Annotated in this window: 14 protein-coding genes; 4 read left to right on the top strand and 10 right to left on the bottom strand. The window is 42.7% G+C overall.

The window, feature by feature from the left end:
* From hcaC to hcaE, 3 genes are read right to left on the bottom strand one after another with little or no spacing between them, the layout of a single operon-like run.
* A complete protein-coding gene (hcaC, locus tag LZP46_RS02225; RefSeq protein WP_178318622.1) occupies positions 1–327 on the bottom strand; it encodes a 3-phenylpropionate/cinnamic acid dioxygenase ferredoxin subunit in 327 nt (108 codons plus the stop codon).
* Positions 327–845 (bottom strand): 3-phenylpropionate/cinnamic acid dioxygenase subunit beta, encoded by a 519-nt coding sequence (gene hcaF, locus LZP46_RS02220; RefSeq protein WP_154321079.1) that lies wholly within the window; start codon positions 843–845, stop codon positions 327–329. The genes hcaC and hcaF overlap by 1 nt, the downstream gene beginning before the upstream one ends.
* Complete coding sequence (gene hcaE, locus LZP46_RS02215) at positions 842–2,197, bottom strand: 3-phenylpropionate/cinnamic acid dioxygenase subunit alpha (RefSeq protein ID WP_236095158.1); 1,356 nt, start codon at positions 2,195–2,197, stop codon at positions 842–844. Before hcaE ends, hcaF begins: the two co-directional genes overlap by 4 nt.
* 292 nt (positions 2,198–2,489) lie before the next feature.
* Between hcaE and hcaR the strand changes: the two genes are divergently transcribed.
* Entirely contained in the window at positions 2,490–3,392 is a 903-nt protein-coding gene (hcaR, locus tag LZP46_RS02210) for a DNA-binding transcriptional regulator HcaR (protein ID WP_236094538.1), read from the top strand.
* A gap of 331 nt (positions 3,393–3,723) precedes the next feature.
* Positions 3,724–4,401 (top strand): DUF1345 domain-containing protein, encoded by a 678-nt coding sequence (locus tag LZP46_RS02205; RefSeq protein WP_096901303.1) that lies wholly within the window; start codon positions 3,724–3,726, stop codon positions 4,399–4,401.
* Positions 4,402–4,466: 65 nt separating this feature from the next.
* Here LZP46_RS02205 and LZP46_RS02200 read toward each other — a convergent pair whose 3' ends face one another.
* From LZP46_RS02200 to LZP46_RS02170, 7 genes are all read right to left on the bottom strand, one after another.
* Positions 4,467–5,327: an alpha/beta fold hydrolase gene (locus tag LZP46_RS02200; protein WP_004976044.1), complete on the bottom strand. Its 861-nt coding sequence runs from the start codon at positions 5,325–5,327 to the stop codon at positions 4,467–4,469.
* Between the two features lie 279 nt (positions 5,328–5,606).
* Positions 5,607–6,905 carry an OprD family outer membrane porin gene (locus LZP46_RS02195; protein ID WP_178318624.1) on the bottom strand — a complete coding sequence of 433 codons (1,299 nt, stop codon included), beginning with the start codon at positions 6,903–6,905 and terminating at the stop codon, positions 5,607–5,609.
* A gap of 426 nt (positions 6,906–7,331) precedes the next feature.
* Positions 7,332–8,351, bottom strand: coding sequence for a 4-hydroxy-2-oxovalerate aldolase (gene dmpG, locus LZP46_RS02190; protein ID WP_178318625.1), 1,020 nt, complete (start codon positions 8,349–8,351; stop codon positions 7,332–7,334).
* An 11-nt stretch (positions 8,352–8,362) separates the two neighbouring features.
* Entirely contained in the window at positions 8,363–9,259 is an 897-nt protein-coding gene (locus tag LZP46_RS02185; protein WP_004976037.1) for an acetaldehyde dehydrogenase (acetylating), read from the bottom strand.
* A gap of 25 nt (positions 9,260–9,284) precedes the next feature.
* The gene (locus LZP46_RS02180) at positions 9,285–10,082 is read right to left on the bottom strand and encodes a 2-keto-4-pentenoate hydratase (protein ID WP_178318626.1); all 798 of its coding nucleotides are present in this window, start codon (positions 10,080–10,082) and stop codon (positions 9,285–9,287) included.
* A gap of 429 nt (positions 10,083–10,511) precedes the next feature.
* Positions 10,512–11,180 (bottom strand): HAD-IA family hydrolase, encoded by a 669-nt coding sequence (locus LZP46_RS02175; RefSeq protein WP_236094537.1) that lies wholly within the window; start codon positions 11,178–11,180, stop codon positions 10,512–10,514.
* Between the two features lie 353 nt (positions 11,181–11,533).
* A complete protein-coding gene (locus LZP46_RS02170) occupies positions 11,534–12,496 on the bottom strand; it encodes an RluA family pseudouridine synthase (RefSeq protein WP_236094536.1) in 963 nt (320 codons plus the stop codon).
* Positions 12,497–13,257: 761 nt separating this feature from the next.
* Between LZP46_RS02170 and LZP46_RS02165 the strand changes: the two genes are divergently transcribed.
* Positions 13,258–16,689, top strand: coding sequence for an Rne/Rng family ribonuclease (locus tag LZP46_RS02165; protein ID WP_236094535.1), 3,432 nt, complete (start codon positions 13,258–13,260; stop codon positions 16,687–16,689).
* A gap of 258 nt (positions 16,690–16,947) precedes the next feature.
* Positions 16,948–18,789 (top strand): long-chain-acyl-CoA synthetase, encoded by a 1,842-nt coding sequence (locus tag LZP46_RS02160; RefSeq protein ID WP_236094534.1) that lies wholly within the window; start codon positions 16,948–16,950, stop codon positions 18,787–18,789.
* The last annotated feature ends 75 nt before the right edge of the window (positions 18,790–18,864 follow it).

Below are 18,864 nucleotides of genomic sequence, written 5' to 3'. Positions count from 1 at the left end.
TTACTCTCCTGCCATTTCTACGTATAACGCACCATCTTCAACCACCACAGGGAAGGTTTGAATTGGGTCAGTTGCTGGCAAGCATAAAGCTTGACCAGTTTTCAAACAGAAACGTGCAGAATGTAGTGGACATTCAACCGTGCCATCATCTTCAAGATAACCTTCAGACATAGACGCATTACCGTGTGAACAACGGTCGTTCATGGCAAAGAAATCACCACCGTTGTTGAATACTGCCAGTGCTTCGATACCGTTTACACCGCAGTCCACTTTTAACGCTTCGCCTTCGTCTAATTCGTCAACTTGGCAAACAAAAATCTTATTCATTAGAAGAATACACTCAGGTTGTGTGAGTTATACGTTACTTGGTCAAGCACAATCTTACGGTTGAAAATTTGGAAGCCTAAGCCACCTTCAACACGACGGATTTTGTCATTACGCTTACCACAGTAAATCGTCACGTCTTTCTCTTTTTGAGTACGGTACAGTAAGTAAGTTACGTGTACATCGTATTCACCTTCAACGTCTGTTGCTTCAACAATCACGTTGCTAACCATGTGCGTTGTACGCGATGGCGGCTCTTCCGCCCACGCCATACCCGTTTCTAAACGTGCCACACGGCGCTCAAGCAAGTGTTTGTTGTCGTTGAACACCCAAGTGGTTGGTGGCTCAACTGAACGACGACGGTCACGGGTTTGCGCATTCGGTGTAGTACGCAAGGTATAAGAAATGTCTTCTGCCATGAGTTCTAACCACTCACGGAATTTCCAGTCGTCCAGCAACTTTGCTTCGCGATACAAGAATTGGCTAACTTCGTGTTGAAGTTCTAAACTGATTTGACTCATTTCACTAGCTCCTTCTCGTATTCGTCAGCTGCTTTTTCAACATCTTCCCATTTTTCATGGATCAGCAAATCTGCCCAACGGCGGTACATACCACGTGCTGCAGTTTCAGAGAAAATGTAGTTGGTAATACCCGGAATACCATCTTCACGGATTTTTTCGTTACCTTTACCCATCTCAACAATCAGTTTGTTTTGACGCGCTTTATAACCACGTAATACTTTTTGAATTTCAATCCAGTTTTCAGAGTCGTCTTGCTCTAGGAAACCTGCAGGACCGAATGCACGTGTTGCAGAACGCTCAAAAGCGTCTTTCACTTCTTGAGAAGCTTCAGCATCGGCAATACAGAATGCCCATACTTCAGTTTTGTTCGGGCCACGTGGGTGCCATACGCGAAGTGTTGCTGTACCGTTCAACCAAGACAAGGTTGGGAACATCGTGTTGTGACCAGCCAAACGTAGGGCACGAACTTCACCTAAACGCTCTTTAACTTCGTCATACGTTTCACGGAAATAGTTAGCAACTTCGCCATCTACCCATACGTTTGCATCTGGTTTTTCTGTAAAGAAGAAACCTGAACCGTGACCACGTGAACCGTATTGAAGTGCGTCTTTCGCAGTTTCCCAAACAGGACGAGCGGTTTGTGCAGCACCCAATTGTTTACTGCTGTCATCATCTGGTTTTGCACCCAAAACCTGAATGGCAGATGCGTGAGAGAACAATGCGTGGTATTGGTCAGAAGCAAATTGTTCTGCAGCAAATTTCCAGTTACAGTCAATTTCCCACTTGTGTACACCACCAATAATTTCTGTACCACCCGGACGACGATCCACCACGCCATCTAAGTACCAAGCGATGTCGCCCATGTATTCTTCTAGGTCAGGAGTTGTTTCATCCCAACAACCGAATACCAAGCCTTTGTAAGACTTCACACGGTTCACTTCCACCAAGCCCCATTGCTCTTTACAAGCACCTTGAGGATAAGCACGCTCTTCTAATGGAATATCTTTGAGTGAACCATCAATACCGTAAGACCAGCCATGGTATGGGCAAGTAAATGCACGCGTATTACCACAGTCTGCGAAGCTCACACGCATAGAGCGGTGACGGCATTGGTTTAAAAATGCTTTGATTGAACCGTCTTTTTGACGTGCCACAATAATTGGATCTTCACCCATGTAGGTGTTGAAGAAGTCGCCAGCTTTAGGAATTTGGCTTTCATGACACAGGAACAACCACGTACGGCCGAACACGCGTTCAAGTTCTAATTCGTAGATATCTGGATCTGTATAAATAGATGGCGTGATATGTCCATTTTTTGCATCGACTAAAACATCGATTTCGCGCACATCAATTTTCCACTCATGAAAAGCTCTCCTGTGACCAACAACGGTACAAAGTAAATAGACTCAACTTTTGATGGATAATGGTTTTTTAGGGACGTTTAGTGAAATATTTTTTTTGTTTCAATTAATAGATTTTATAGATTAATAAAACTTTATATTATGCGATTAAAACATTACACAATGATAAAACCCTATTTATTTCCTAAATGACACAATAATTTTCATCTGATGGTTGTTTATGGATTATGCTTTTATTAATCTATAGTTAGACATATTTTGAATTAATATTTGGAATGGCTGTATGGAATTACGTCACCTTCGCTACTTCATTACGGTGGCTGAAGAGCTCAGCTTCAGTAAAGCGGCGCTTAAGCTTTATACCGCTCAACCTTCGCTGAGTCAGCAAATTAAAGATTTAGAAGAAGATATAGGTGTTAAACTGTTAAACCGTACCAAACGTAAAGTCGAGCTCACCGAAGAAGGTGCTGTATTTTTAGAACAGGCTCGCCTGACCCTTGCCCAAGCCGACAAAGCCGTTGCTATGGCACGTCATGTATCGCAAGCCAAACAGCAAATGCTGCGTATTGGCTTTGTTCCTGTCGCGGAGATGAAAATCTTCCCTTTTGTACTGCCTAATTTACGGGTACAAAACCCGGATTTAAAAATTGAATTGCTGAGTTTAAACAATACCGAGCAAATGAAAAGGATTAAAAAAGGTGAACTCGACATCACCTTTACCCGCCACAATATCAATAGTGATGAAATTGAAAGCCAGTTTGTGCTGCGTGAACCGTTAATTTTTATTTTGCCCAAAGATCATCCATTGGCAAAATACGAACGCATTCCTGTCAAAGCTTTGAATGGTATTGATTTTATTATTCCTTCGGCAGAAGCTTCGTATAATCTGCATCACCTGATTGTCGATTTTGCCAAACAGCACAACATTGAACTAAACATTGTGCAAAAAGCTGACAACATTTTATTTAATATCAACTCGATTGGTATGGGCTTGGGCTGCACCATTTTACCGGGCTATGTTGCCCCCCTCACCATGGAAAATACCGTCATCCGCCCACTTGATGTAGAACTTCCGCATTTAGATTTGTACGTCAGCTACGGCAAAAACAGCCATTCCGCTGCGGTACAGAAATTTATGGAACTGCTCACACGTGTGTTCTATTTGGACATCAACCGCGAACAATAATTCTAAAACCACTCGCGTTTTTCAACCTTTCAAAAGTGCTTGCTGCTTGATGTAGTAAGCACTTTTTTTGTGCATCCTAAATGCTAAAACAAAGCTTTAGACTTAAGTCTAAACTTATTTTTTTAATCTTTTTCTGAACTACTGCTCATTCTTACACTCAAACATTCGCATTTTTGCAGTCTGCTTTTTCCTCGCTTCGCTACCACATTTCCTGCAAATTACAACTTAAGTCTAATAAGTTAAAATAGGCACCCCATCGCTATTTTCTAAAATTAAGCCGATGATAACAGGCAGTAACACCTTTAGATTGCACATCCAGAAAGGATCAAGAATGATAAAAACACCCTTCAGCAGAATGAAAACAGGGATTCAATATCGTCCTTATTTTTTTATCAGTTTTGTGATTACCATTGTGCTGTATGCTATTTTTCAGACCCTCACTGCATGGTCATGGTCAAGCTGTTTATTGATTAGCTGGAATATCGCGATTTCCTGCTATTTGGTTTTAACCATGCGCAGTTTGTGGCACAGCGATCATGCACATATTTTACAACGTGCCCAACAACAAGATGCCAGCAAATGGCTGATTTTATTCTTGGTATTTCTAACCTTAGTGATGTGCTTTATTGCGATCATTGTCGAGGTGAATTTATTTGCACAAAGTGAGTTTGTGCGCATGGGACATTTTATTTTATCCATTACCACTATTTTATGTGCTTGGTTTTTTATGCACACCATTTTTGCGATTCACTATGCGCATGACTATTATTTGGCACTGCAACAGCAGCAAGAAGGTGGTTTGGATTTTCCCAAGACGTCGCATCCAACCTATCCTGACTTTTTATATTTCAGCTATGTGATTGGTACATCTGCACAAACCGCCGATGTCTCGATTAGCTCACAACCCATGCGGGTACTGAACACGCTACATATTATTTTGGCTTATAGCTTTAATACCACTATTTTGGCAATTTGCATTAACTTGGTCGCGAGCTTTATTCAGCACTAAATTGGGTACATAAAACATCCATAAAAAAGGATGGCAAATTGCCATCCTTTTTTACCTCACTGCGCTTAATTTACGCCACGTGCAGTTAAGTAGTTTTTAATCACAGTGTTAAATTCTTCCGCTTTTTCAACCTGTGACCAGTGACCACATTGGCTGAAAATGTGTGCATCGGCATGTGGCACAATATTTAAAATATCCCATGTACGCGATACTGGAATCACCACATCTTGTGTACCGTGAATCAGCAATACAGGCACAGTGATGTCTTTCATTTTGTCAAAGTCGAGTGGGAACTCGAAACGGTCACGGTCACGCGCGCCCACAACATCCATTAAACGGTCTGAAGCATAGTCATTTTTTGCAGAAGCAAAACGGACTTTGACCAACTCATCTGTAATCAAGTCTTTATTTACCACGAACATTGAAAGCGTCTTTTTAATGCCTTCTTCAGTCAATACAGGATTTGCATGCGCTTTGAGGGCTGCAGTCTGTTTTGCACCGCCTGTACCCATCGAGATAATACCAAGAACACGCTCTGGGTAATCCAATGCCAACTGGAATGCCAACCAGCCACCCAACGAGTTACCCACCAACCAAGTTTTTTCAATGCCTAAGGCATCTAAAGTACGCACAGCATGATCGACCCATGCACGGATGCCATATTGTGTTCCTGGTGCAACCACAGTTTGACCATAGCCAATGGTATCAATGGCGATACAACGTGCTTGCTCACCAATTTGTGGCAAGTTTAACCACCAGTTTGCAGCAGCCGATACGCCTGTACCTGAACCGTGTAAAAATAGAATAGGTGTACCTTCACCCACTTCGTGATAATGCGTTAATTCGCCTTCTGCTGTTTCAATCCATTTATCTTCTAAGCCAAAGAATGGATCTGTTGTATAGTCAGGGATTTGAACAGTGCTCATATATACTCCTCGTACAGTCTTTAGCTTGCGTTTGGCTCTAGGTATAGAATTTGACGTCAAGTGGACTCATTCAACATTACTTTTTACAGGCTTATATTACCTGTTCACACAGCATCAACTGATACAAATTTACGATCACAACCCATAAAAAAACGATTAAACAACTCTTTGAATTTTATAACTTTAATAAAATAAAAGTCTTAATTTATATAAGGTATTTATTCAGTAAATATTAAAAAAAGAGCGACTATAAAAAGCCGCTCTGATTTTTATCTAGCTTTAGAATTTATAAGTGTAAGTCGTGGCGATACGGTGTTCTTCTAAGTCATTCGCAAAGTTAAAGTTGGTATCGATGAACATGTACTGAAAACCAAGTCCTTTAAGTTTACCTTCAGGCACAACATAATTTACGATTACATTCGTTTCGTTTTCTTTACCCTCTTTAAGCGACTGACCAGCATTGTTGGTTAACTTATGGTAAGTACCATCTATATTATCACCGCGAAAATGACGTACTGTCGCTGTTAAACCAGATACACCCACATCGGCAAAATTATAGGTATAACCCAAACTCCAAGAACGCTCATCTTTACGAATGAAGCTCGCCACAGACCAGTTGTCTAAGTAAGGCTGCGGCACCCACCCGCCCAAGGTCGGGAACATTGGGGCTTTTGTACCGTGCTCACCAAACATTTGTTGATAACCTAACTGTACAGTGTGCATCCCATTGTTGATTTTTGCACCCGCAGACACGGCCTGGCTGTCAATATTACCATACAGCTTGTCACCCGATTCGCTGTTGTCAAAATAGCGTACATGGGTATCCAGCTTAGTTTTTTCAGCCAAAGTCGTTTTATAGTTTGCAGCGACATAATGTTGTTGATAGATGTTGGTTACATCCGCATACCAATAACTTCCACCTACTTTAGGGGTAAATTGATGATCTACTCCCACAAGATACATGCCATCGTCTGTGCTTAATTTATTCGCTTCAGCAGCAGAAAAATTATTTTGAGGGAACAACGTAAAATCTTGGTATTGGTTATCATAACGTGCATTAATACCGTCTAAATAAGCCAAAGTTAATTTAGTATCTTTTAAATCCTTTGATTCTAACCATGCACCGCTATAAGTCGTTAACAATTGACGCGATGGGTCAAAAAACACCACAGGTGACATTGGTAATAAGTCACCTACTTTTAATTCAGTTTCAGAAAATTTAACTTTTAGAGTTGCACCGACCTTACCAAAATGATCTTTTGACTCTTTACCATCATGCGGCAAAACCCAGTCTGCATTTTTATCACGACCATTGAGTTTTACTGCGTGTTGAACCAGAAGATCAGCACCCACCTGAATTACGCCTAAATCGTGATAACCCGATTTAGCATCCAAGGTGACTGCTTGTGACCATGAACCAAAGTTCCCCGCAGGGTTGTCTTTAATTTGACGATCTAAATAAAAATTCTTAAATTTAAGTTGAACATTGCTGTCGTCAATAAAATCTGCCTGAGTTGCAGTTGTCCCTAAAGTTGCTGTCGCAGCAAAAAGTGCTATCCATAAATTGTGACGATGCATGCGTTTTTCCTATTCATCCAATAAGCGAATCTGGGCATCATGCAAAACTCTTGTCATGAAAAAAATCCGACCACAGTATTAAGCTTTTCTACAAATTCAGCACTTTCTGTATCGAGCAGCTTTTTTCCAAGTTTTTTAATTCTTTTTAACGATAAAAAATTAAGCTCAAAATCCTCACTAAATGAATTTTTATTTGAATTCACTGCTTAATTTAGGTGAAAAACGCTGTTATTTTTTGCATCATGTGAAGGATTAATCTTTTTTAACTTTAAACCCATGTGTTAGCGTTATTTTCTATAAACCGAACTTATAAGAAAAACATTTTAATCAGCACAAAATTCAGCACGTTTTACATCTTTCACAGCATAAAAAAGCACCCCAAACGCATTTGGAGTGCTTAATTCAAGCCTGCTTTATATTAAAAACTTAGGCTTGCATTTCACGTGCTTTAGACATAGTCAATGCCAAGTCTTCAATCATATCTTCCTGACCGCCCACCGTACCGCGACGACCAAGCTCAAGTAGAATTTCACGCGCAGATACGCCATATTTTGCTTCGGCACGTTTTGCGAACAATAGGAACGATGAGTAAACACCTGCATAACCTAAAGTTGCTGCATCACGGTCTGCACGAATTTGATGCGTCATCATTGGAATGATCAAGTCTTCAGCAATATCTTGCACTTTAAACAAGTCCACACCTGTTTCCATTTGCATACGGTTTGCGACCGCTACAAACAATTCAAGTGGTGTATTACCTGCGCCTGCACCTAAACCAGCCGAAGCCAAGTCAACACGGGTTGCACCTGCGGTCACAGCCGATACAGAGTTCGCAACGCCCATGCCCAAGTTATGGTGACCATGGAAACCAATTTCGATGTCTGAGCCGAGGTTGGCACGTAAAATACCTACGCGATCAGTCACATCTTGAGGCAACATATAGCCTGCAGAATCTGTTACATAGATACAGTTTGCACCGTAAGACACCATTTTTTGTGCTTCTTCGAGCAATTTTTCTGGAGAAGCCATGTGCGCCATCATCAAGAAGCCCACAGTGTCCATACCCAGTTTACGTGCTGCAGTAATGTGCTGTTCAGAAACGTCTGCTTCAGTCGAATGTGTCGCCACACGAATGGTTGCCACGCCTACATCATGCGCCATTCTCAAATGATCAACTGTTCCAATACCTGGCAGTAATAGTGCAGAAACTTTTGCCTGTTTCAGGTTTGGAATCACTGCTTTCAGATATTCTTCATCAGTAGCGGCTGCAAAACCATAGTTCACAGAGTTACCACCTAAGCCATCACCGTGTGTGACTTCAATTAAAGGCACACCTGCATCATCCAAAGCAGTGGCAATCGCAACCATTTGCTCTGGCGTGGTTTGATGGCGCATTGGGTGCATACCATCACGTAAAGTCATATCATTAATAATAATCTTAGACATTTTGGTATTCCTTAAGCTTCAGCAGTTTTGAAAACGTGTTCTGCAAACATTTCTGCAGTACGTGCAGCCGCTGCAGTCATAATGTCTAGGTTACCTGCATATTTAGGCAAGTAATCACCCAAACCTTCAACTTCCAAGAAAATTGAAACACGGTTGCCATCAAAAACAGGGCCGTTTACAAGTTTGTAACCCGGTACATATTTTTGCACTTCTTTGATCATGGCATGCACAGATGCTGTAATCGCTGCCTGATCTGGCTCACCTTCCACCAAGCAGTGAACGGTATCACGCATCATTAATGGTGGTTCAGCTGGGTTAATGATGATGATGGCTTTACCTTGTTTTGCACCGCCAACTTCTTCAATCGCGCCTGCAGTGGTACGGGTAAATTCATCAATGTTTTTACGTGTACCCGGCCCCACAGATTTAGTTGATACCGTTGCAATAATTTCACCGTATTCCACAGGTTGAACACGAGAAACTGCAGCCACCATAGGAATTGTTGCCTGACCACCACAAGTCACCATGTTGACGTTTGGCACTTCGCCCGCTTCAAGCAACGCTTCAAGGTTCACTGGTGGTACGCAGAATGGGCCAATTGCTGCAGGCGTTAAGTCAATCATCAACACGCCAAGTTCATTCAGTTTGCGACTGTTTTCTGCATGCACATAAGCGGAAGTTGCATCAAAAGCAATTTTAATGTCATCTTCAAGTACGTGAGGAAGAAGACCATCTACACCGTCACTTGTGGTTTTTAAACCCATTTTTGCCGCACGAGCTAGACCTTCAGATGTTGGGTCAATTCCCACCATCCACACAGGCTCTAACCATTCACTGCGTTGTAATTTATAAAGCAAATCTGTACCAATATTACCTGGACCAATCATTGCACATTTAATCTTTTTCATGCATGTACTCTCTTAGAATCTCGATTTATTCCGCAGCAAACGCAGCTGTCACTGAACCAAAGCCTTCAATTTCGACTTTAAATTCTTCACCTGGCTGTGCAACAACCATAGGACCTAAAGCACCAGTTAAGATGATGTCGCCTTTTAACAATGGACGACCACGGCGCACCATTTCATCGGCTAACCACACGGCAGCGTTTAATGGATTTGCTAAACAAGCTTTACCCACGCCTTGAGAAACTACTTCTTCACCACGGGTCATCACCATTTTGCAGTTCACCAAATCCAGTTTTTCTAGCTTGACTGGTTTTGAACCTAGAACGAATGCAGCAGAAGATGCGTTATCGGCCACGGTATCAATCAAACTAATTTTCCAGTTTTCAATACGGCTATCGACCACTTCAATGGCAGGCAAGGCATATTCAGTCGCGCTGATAATATCCGCATACGTGTGTTTTTCTTTGGTTAGATCTTGGTTAATCACCAATGCAATTTCTGCTTCTACTTTTGGCTGAATCAGCAAACCTGCAGGAATCGCTTCACCATCACCATAAGCCATATCGGCAAACAACATGCCAAAGTCAGGCTGATCTACACCCAGTTGTGCTTGAACCACTTTAGAGGTCAAACCAATTTTACGCCCCACCAAACGACGACCTTCTTTTAAGGCACGTTCGGTATTCACTTCTTGAACGGCATAGGCAATATCTACGTCAGCACTTTCACCACCAAGTTCTGGGCGGATTGGCGCAATCGCAGTTTGAGAGAGTTCGGCAGTACGTAATGCTTGCGCAACTGATTCAACAACAGCAGAATTCGACATCAATGTTTCCTTAAACTGCAAAAATTGGGCATATACCCCGAGATGTTGGAAAGGTAATAATAGAAAATAGGGATGATGACCCCGATCTTGTCCATTCTCAGGACAAGCTATCCAGCTCAGAGGTATGTAAACTGATTAAGAATCGGAAAAATGGCGGGTTTATGCCAATACTTATTTTCTTTTTTTCAATAGCTATTAGCTATTAATCTATTTTTATAAAAAGCAAGCAAAACAGTTGTCTGTAGGCTATGACATTATTTTCCGAGTCATTGACTCGGCAATTCGCAGCAATCTTAAAATGTCTTAATCCTAACTTTAGACTAAAAGCTAAGCCTTTTTATGACGCTCCCAAAAGTACATAAAAAAAGAGCAACCTGAAATTTTTCAAGTTACTCTAATTTCAAATTCATCTAAATTGTTTTACTGGGTTTAACTCGCCTGACGTAAACGATATTGCTGCACTAAAAATTCATGCAAACTCGGCACATCATCTGCAATGGTTAAAGGCTGATAACGTTGCAATACTTCTACACTGTGCACACCATAACTCACGCCCACACGCGGCATGGCAATGTTTTGTGCCATTTCTAAGTCGTAAGAAGTGTCGCCCACCATAATCGCTTGCCCGACCTGCACATCGGTACTGTTCAAAATTTCCTGCAACATTAAAGGATCAGGTTTAGATTTGGTTTCACTCGCAGCACGTGTCGTTACAAACAAATCCTGACTTTGGGTTTGTGCCAATACTCGATCTAAACCTTTACGGCTTTTGCCTGTTGCTACCGCCAGTTTCAACCCCAAACCCGACAACTCATCGAGCATATCTGCCACACCCTCAAACCAAGCATCGCTTTTTGAATGTTCGACATAGTGTTCTGAATAGCACTGCAAAATCGCTTGATGCAGCTCTGGCACTTCAGGAAATAAACGCTGTGCCACTTCAGGCAGACCTAGACCAATAATATTTTTGGCCGCAGCATCGGTCAGTGGTTGCTGAAATTGTTGTGCTGCGAACTGCAAACTCGCCACAATTTGACCGACGGAATTAAATAAGGTGCCATCCCAATCAAAAATGATGAGTTCTACAGGTTTATTCATATTAAGTTCCTAGATTTGATTCAGCTTTTAAATTCCCTCGTTTTACCTTAACCCAAAAGGATAAACGACCAAGAATCAGCACATATATCACAACAAATATTCGATACGCGAAGGGCGATAGGGATGTTGCCTTTTCGCTGTGGCACAGAGATGTTCGATCAGCAAAACAAAAGATTTTTGTTACTTTTCATCTTTGAAAAGTAAGGCATAGCCTATACACCAAAAATTTAAATTAAAAATTATAAAATATGGCTGTCAATTACCCCTGAAAACCTAATCTCCTTTTTGCGAAACAATGTTCCTCATCTTTAAAAAGAAGCAAGCTGCTATCACACAATAGAGAATTACAGAAATTAAAGCTCAGGTGGCGCTGTCGGCTTATCCGCTTTTTGCGCTCTCAACTGCGCCACCAAACTCTGCATATCTTCAGGTAAAGGCGCTTCAATCACAGGATAGCCTGGAATTTCCAAACGCATGGCATGTAAGCACAAACGACGTGGTGCTGGACCCCGATATTCAGTTTGATGGCCGTATTTATCATCGCCTACCAACGGATGCCCAATGCTTAAACCATGCACACGAATTTGATGGGTACGTCCAGACAACGGCGAAGCATACACCAAGCTCGCATGCATAAAACGCTCAGCCACATTCCACTGGGTTTTAGACGCTTTGCCTTCTTTTGATACACGTACACGACGTTCACCATTCGCCAATTCATAACGATGTAACGGCGCATCAATCAATTGTTGATCCAAACTCACCTGCCCTTTGACAATCGCAGCATAAGTTTTTTGGATTTTATGTTCGCGCAATAAATCTTGCAGGGTTTTTAAGGTACTGCGTTTTTTAGAAATCATCACCAAGCCTGAAGTATCTCGGTCAATACGGTGAATTAATTCCAAATATTTTTTACCTGTCGCAGCACGCAAACCTTCAATCAACCCGTACGCAACGCCACTACCGCCATGGACTGCAATGCCCGAAGGTTTATTCACCACCATTAAGCCTTCATCTTCATAAATCACACGGCTCAATAAACCCTGTGCCACCTTGTCTGAAATTGGAGCAGCACTGTCGTCTTTTTGCTCATAACGAATAGGCGCCACACGAATTTGATCACCAATACTCAGTTTGGTTTCTGCTTTAATGCGCTTTTTATTGACCCGCACCTGCCCTTCACGAATCAAACGATAGATGCGACTTTTAGGCACGCCTTTTAAACGACTAAACAAAAAATTATCGATGCGTTGACCCGCTTGATGCTCATCCACTTCAAACCAAGTGACACTTTGCCATTGTTGGGTAGAATTCATACAGTTAAGAGACCTAATAAAATACTAAAATTGATTAAAAAATGATCATTTAGGCTATGCTTTACACAAGAAACATAAGCTTAGCCCATAGGCAGATGATGCAAGGTTTGATATAGTCAGCGCACGGAAACCATCGTCAGTGGGTTCACGTTGAATCTTTTCAGGCTTTTCTGAAATAAAGTAATCAACGAACATCCCACTATATACGAGCAGGTCCCAAAAGAATTATGCCGACGCCGAAGGCTTATTATATCGGCAAAAAAGCAAACTGTTGCGTTTAATTGTACCTCAGGTACATAAATCAGTTTGCCTGAAAAAATATGTCGCCAACTCTAGTTGGTTTTTAAACGTAAACTGATACACATCAGATTAGTCGCACCCTGAAAACCACTTCAGGCTAAAGCGTTTGATGTATTGGATCTGCACAATTTGTAAAGATACGATGATAATTCCGTATCAAGACACTCTATCTATAAAAGAAGGGATGATCTTCGAGCAATGTGACAGTGAAAGTTACACACATCCAATACACCGCTTGTCCGCCAGTGAAGCGATCAGGTGACTTTATCCGTTTAAAGGTTAAAGCCGTATTGCCATCATCAATACGTGAATCATACACCGCAGCCCCACACAAAAAGGCCGGTAAAAAAAGCTCAGACCACAATTGTTTTTTTGAGATCTGAGCAGTTGATCCGTGATGCTTGATGTTCGCTACGTGTCTAGCGATTTTTTGCTGTGTATCACTATTAGGTGTTACACCCATGAAACGTATGTTGATTAATGCAACACATGCCGAAGAAATTCGCGTTGCACTTGTCACTGGTCAGCGTCTTTACGATTTTGATTTAGAAAATCGTACCCGTGAACAAAAAAAATCGAATATCTACAAAGGTCATGTGACTCGTGTAGAACCATCTTTAGAAGCTGTATTTGTTGAATACGGTGCAGGTCGCCAAGGCTTCCTGTCTATGCGTGAAATCGCAAATTCTTATTACAAAGCCGACCCTCGCCAAACTTCCAATATTCGTGAACTGATTACTGAAGGTACTGAGCTTTTAGTGCAGGTAGAAAAAGAAGAACGTGGCAACAAAGGTGCTGCACTCTCTACCTTCATTTCTTTGGCAGGTCGTTATTTGGTACTTATGCCAAATAACCCGAAAGGTGGCGGTATCAGCCGTCAAATTTCAGGTTCTGTGCGTGAAGAACTCAAAGAAATGCTGGCTTCTTTAAACGTGCCACGCGGCATGAGCGTGATTGTACGTACTGCGGGCATTGGTCGCTCACAAGAAGAATTACAGCTTGATTTACAACACTTGCTTGACCTTTGGGCGCAAATTCAAAATACCGCAAACTCAGGTCCATCTCCAATGTTGGTACACCAAGAAGCAGGTGTGGTGACACGTGCGATTCGTGACTACTTACGTGATGATGTTGCCGAAATTTTAATTGACTCAGAACAAGCTTATAACGAAGCCTATAACTTCGTAAAAGCCGTGATGCCACGTCAGTTAGACAAGCTAAAAACCTATACTTTAAATGAGCCGCTATTCGCGCATTTTGGTATCGAAAGCCAAATTCAAACAGCTTATGAGCGTGAAGTTAAATTGCCTTCAGGCGGCTCAATTGTCATTGACCAAACTGAAGCATTAGTTTCAATTGACATCAACTCGGCTAAGTCTACCCGTGGTCAAGATGTTGAAGATACTGCGCTTAATACCAACCTTGAAGCTGCCGAAGAAATTGCGCGTCAATTGCGTTTACGCGACATCGGTGGTTTGGTGGTCATCGACTTTATCGACATGTCCAAAGATCGCAACCAACGTATGGTTGAAGCCAAACTTCGTGAAGCGACACAAAGTGACCGCGCACGTATTCAATTTGGTCAATTATCCCGTTTTGGTTTAATGGAAATGAGCCGTCAGCGCTTACGCCCATCACTTGAAGAAGCCACTGGCTACGTTTGCCCACGCTGTCATGGCACAGGCATGGTGCGTGACCTACGCTCTCTTTCACTTTCTATTATGCGTAAAGTAGAAGAGATTGCCTTACGTGAACGTCATGGTGAAGTTCAAGTCGAAGTACCTGTCGAAATTGCAGCATTCTTACTGAATGAAAAGCGTCACAGTTTGGTTTACCTTGAGCAAACTTCAAATGTGCGTGTGACTGTATTACCTCACCCACACTTAGAAACCCCGCATTACGAAATTTCGTATAATCCTGAAGGTTTTGCACCAACGAGCTATGAACGTACTGAAGCAACCCGTTCAAGCGAAAAAGAGTTGGGTTATGAATCTTCTGAATGGCATTTAGAAGAAGCCGATCAATCGCACAGCCACGCTGCTGCACCTGCGGCAGAAAAAACCGCTGCAAGAAAACCGCAAGCCGCACAGCAAAATAAAGCATCTGCACAGCAGCAGCTTACACCTGCGGCAGCAACAACTGCTGCAAGCCCATGTGCATGGTTAGAAAACCTATTTGTTCAAAAGCAAGCTAGCACGATCGATCAAGCACGTAGTGCCAACAATGCTGCAGCAGCCATTGAGCAAATGGTAAATAGCGGTGCTGTGAGCCGTGGTCAGTTTGGTCAAATTGCAACTGCTTCTGCTGCCCCTGCTGCAAGCAGTCAAAATGTGTACCTTGCACCATCGACAGTGGCACAAAAAACTGAACGTGATTCTGCAGACAAATCTGCTGAACGTGAAGACAAACCAGCTCCGCGTCACAACAACAAAAAGCCGCGTCACAGCAACAACAATAACAAGCACAAAGAGCAACGTGAGCCACAAACTCAGCACGACAATCAACAACATCAAGTGCATGAAGAAGTGGTTCAGATGTCGCGTCAGGAGCAACGCCAGGAAGCGCGTGAAAACAAACGCAACTCTCGTCGTCAGCACAACAATGACCAAGCACCACAGCAGCAAGAAGCTCAAAATAACAATGAGCAGCAGCAAAATGCCGTGCCACGTCGTGACCGTCGTAACCAGCCTCGTCCAGAACGCCCAAATCGTCACCGCGACCCAAGCGTATTGAATGAGCAAGCACCTACCGCAGCGGCTTCTAATCAGCCAAAAGTGGAGTTAATTGACGCACCGCGTCAAGAGTTCAACACGACAGCTTTGGTGGTGAATGTCGATCAGGCTCAAACTGAAATTGTGGCATTGAATGCTGCGCCAGTAGCGGCTGAACCAGTGACAGCAGTAGAAACAACTGTGCTTGAAACGGTTGCTGAACCAACTCAAGCTGTTGCTGTGGTAAAAGCTGCTCCTGTTGTTGCAGAAGAAACAGCTGCACCTGCGGAACTACAATCACAGCCGACAGAGCCTGCAAGACGTGCCAGCAATGACCCTCGTCAGCGTCGTCGTCAGCAACGTGAAGCTCAAGCACAGCAAGTAACTGCACCAAAGTTAACACCTTCACAGGTGCCAACTTTAGCGCAATACAGCATTAGTAGCCTGATTCGCCACGTGTATGGCGAAGATTGTTCAGTCCTGATTGAACAATTTGGTTTAATTCCAACGTTCAATCGTGCTTTGCAAAAGTTCACCGATGAATATGCGGCAAGCCTTGTTAGCACTACGCCTGTGGCAGAGAAAAAACCTGTCACACGTGATGTGGAAGTTGCGAAAGCCGCACCAGAAGCAGAACCTGCGCCTGTGTTAGATCTGACACCACCAAAACCTGTGTCAGATAAGCGTGTTGCCAACGATCCGCGTGAGCGTCGTCGTTTAGCCAAACAAGCTGCTGAGCAAGCCTTGGAACAAGCCAAGCAAGCACAGGCCGTAGAAAAGGCTGAAGCTGAAAGCACAGCTGCAGCAGAGCCAACGACTGAAGTTGTGGCAACTACCGACGCAACTGTAGAAGCAAACTCTACTGTAGAAACGTCTGTAGCAGTAAGCAGTGAAGTCGAAACAACTACAGAAGTAAACCCTAAAGTAGTGGCTACAACTGAAGCTACTCAGCCAGAGTTGAATGCGCAAGACGACCTTGCACAAACTGTCACTGAAACTGCAGCAGCGCAAGAAGAAACTACCGCTGAAGTGGTCGTACCTGTACAAGCGGAATTAGCAGTAGATGACCCAGTCGAAACTGCCGAATCTGAACAGGACAAAGCAGAAAAAGAAAAAACTGCGCGTCCGCGTCGTCCACGTGGCCGTCCACCTAAAAAAGTAACTCCGCCAACTGAGTCGTAATTCGCACTTTTACAGCGGAATAAAAAAATCCAGTCATTTTAATGGCTGGATTTTTTTTGCTACTTTAGAACCAATGCGGTGCTGACTTAAATTTAAGCGAGCTAATTTTGAGTTATGTGTTTTTGATTTTTAACATCTTTTCTAAAAACATCTGACAAAGCTAAAAATTAGGTTGATTGCACTAGGACTAAGGGATTACAAAACAATAAGACGCGATGCTGTGCAGATGCAACGGATGATGACAAAAACAGGATTCTTATGAACCAGATGACAAAAAGCGATTTAATTGGATTAACGGATGTTGCGGCAAAAATTCCGCAGTTTATGACTAAAGTGCCCCACCTGATCACAGGGTTAAAGCAAGCCTATTTACGCACACCCAATACGCCTGCAGGCTTAGGTCTCGCGTTTGAAAAAGCCGTGCATCGTAACCCGAATGGTTGTGCACTAGTGTTTAAAGATCAGCAGTACAGCTATTTGCAGCTCAACGCATGGGCTAACCAAATTGCACATTATTATTTAAGCATTGGCGCACGCAAAGGTGATGTCATTGCGGTAATGTTGGAAAATCGCCCTGAATTAATTGCCAGTGTCATTGGCTTGGCAAAAATTGGCGTTATCGCGGCTTTGGTCAATACCGCACAAGTCGCCAAAGTTTTGGCACACAGCATTAATTTAGTCAAACCAATTGCCGTCATTGTAGGGGAAGAATGTCGCCAAGCCGTTGACGATATTCGCCAAGAACTTGAGCTTGCAGAAAACCGACTGTACTGGTTTGCAGATCAAAATACCCGTACCGATGCTGGCACTGCCCCTGAAGGTTTTCAAAATTTAGCGCAATGTATAGCATCATTCCCAAGCTTTAACCCTGCCACCACACAGTCAGTACAGGGCAAAGATGGGCTGTTTTATATCTATACCTCAGGTACCACAGGCTTGCCTAAAGCAGTGATTTTCACCAATAGCCGCTGGACGCTGGCTTATGGCACCTATGGTCATGTCTTAGGTTTAAAGCAGGATGATGTGATGTACTGTACCCTGCCGCTGTACCATGCCACAGGTATTGTAGTGTGCTGGTGCGGCGTAATTGCAGGCAGTGCCACCTTTGCCATCCGCAGAAAATATTCCACTTCATGCTTTTGGCAAGATGTACACAAATTTAATGCCTCAGCGATTGGCTATGTAGGCGAATTGTGCCGATATTTAATAGATGCACCTGCTTCTGATTTAGAGCGTGGGCATCGCGTAACTAAAATGATTGGCAATGGCATGCGCCCTAATATTTGGAGCAAATTCAAAACACGCTTTGGAATTCAAGAAATTCTAGAGCTGTATGCGTCTAGCGAAGGCAATGTAGGCTTTAGCAATGTGTTTAACTTTGACAACACAGTTGGTTTTTCACCGACACCCTATGCCATCATTCAATTTGATAAAGAGAAAAATGAGCCTGTACGAGACGCTAAAGGCAACTGCATTAAAGTCAAAAAAGGCGAAGTCGGCTTATTGATTGGAAAAATCACCCGTCGCTCTCCATTTGATGGCTACACTGACCCTGAAAAAAACAAAGCGGTGATGATGCAAAATGTGTTTAAACCAGGTGATGCATATTATAACACTGGCGATTTAGTTCGCGACATTGGCTTTCGTCACGCCCAGTTTGTAGATCGTTTAGGTGATACCTTCCGCTGGAAAGGTGAAAACGTATCCACAACAGAAGTAGAAAATATTGTCAGCGACTATGAAAAAATTGCTGAAGCTGTCGTGTATGGCGTTGAAATTCCACATACCAATGGCCGTGCAGGTATGGCCGCGATAACATTAAACGAAGGCTGTCAGTTAGATGAACAAGACTTGCGTCAAATGCTCGTGCAGTTTAAAAAAGCAATGCCTGCTTATGCAGTACCCGTTTTTTTACGCATTCAAAAGCAAATGCAAACCACAGGCACATTTAAATACCAAAAGAACACCCTGAAAACTCAAGGTTTTGATTTAAAACAGTGTGATGAAAAAATTCTAGTGTTATTGCCAAACCAATCTGCTTATTGCGAACTGACCCAAGAAATTTACGACAATATTCAACAGTATCAATATCGCTTCTAAGCCACTATGTTGCCTATTTTTTGATTATATACAATAAATTTGTTGCATTTATAATCAAACATAGGCAACTTTTTT

The organism is Acinetobacter sp. SCLZS86, assembly GCF_021560715.1.
Taxonomy (GTDB): Bacteria; Pseudomonadota; Gammaproteobacteria; order Pseudomonadales; family Moraxellaceae; genus Acinetobacter; species Acinetobacter towneri_A.
This window is presented reverse-complemented; position numbering and strand designations above follow the sequence as displayed.

Coding starts and splice junctions, on each gene's coding strand:
- hcaC (WP_178318622.1), bottom strand. CDS start 327: ATGAATAAGATTTTTGTTTGCCAAGTTGACGAATTAGACGAAGGCGAA.
- hcaF (WP_154321079.1), bottom strand. CDS start 845: ATGAGTCAAATCAGTTTAGAACTTCAACACGAAGTTAGCCAATTCTTG.
- hcaR (WP_236094538.1), top strand. CDS start 2,490: ATGGAATTACGTCACCTTCGCTACTTCATTACGGTGGCTGAAGAGCTC.
- LZP46_RS02205 (WP_096901303.1), top strand. CDS start 3,724: ATGATAAAAACACCCTTCAGCAGAATGAAAACAGGGATTCAATATCGT.
- LZP46_RS02200 (WP_004976044.1), bottom strand. CDS start 5,327: ATGAGCACTGTTCAAATCCCTGACTATACAACAGATCCATTCTTTGGC.
- LZP46_RS02195 (WP_178318624.1), bottom strand. CDS start 6,905: ATGCATCGTCACAATTTATGGATAGCACTTTTTGCTGCGACAGCAACT.
- dmpG (WP_178318625.1), bottom strand. CDS start 8,351: ATGTCTAAGATTATTATTAATGATATGACTTTACGTGATGGTATGCAC.
- LZP46_RS02185 (WP_004976037.1), bottom strand. CDS start 9,259: ATGAAAAAGATTAAATGTGCAATGATTGGTCCAGGTAATATTGGTACA.
- LZP46_RS02180 (WP_178318626.1), bottom strand. CDS start 10,082: ATGTCGAATTCTGCTGTTGTTGAATCAGTTGCGCAAGCATTACGTACT.
- LZP46_RS02175 (WP_236094537.1), bottom strand. CDS start 11,180: ATGAATAAACCTGTAGAACTCATCATTTTTGATTGGGATGGCACCTTA.
- LZP46_RS02170 (WP_236094536.1), bottom strand. CDS start 12,496: ATGAATTCTACCCAACAATGGCAAAGTGTCACTTGGTTTGAAGTGGAT.
- LZP46_RS02165 (WP_236094535.1), top strand. CDS start 13,258: ATGAAACGTATGTTGATTAATGCAACACATGCCGAAGAAATTCGCGTT.
- LZP46_RS02160 (WP_236094534.1), top strand. CDS start 16,948: ATGAACCAGATGACAAAAAGCGATTTAATTGGATTAACGGATGTTGCG.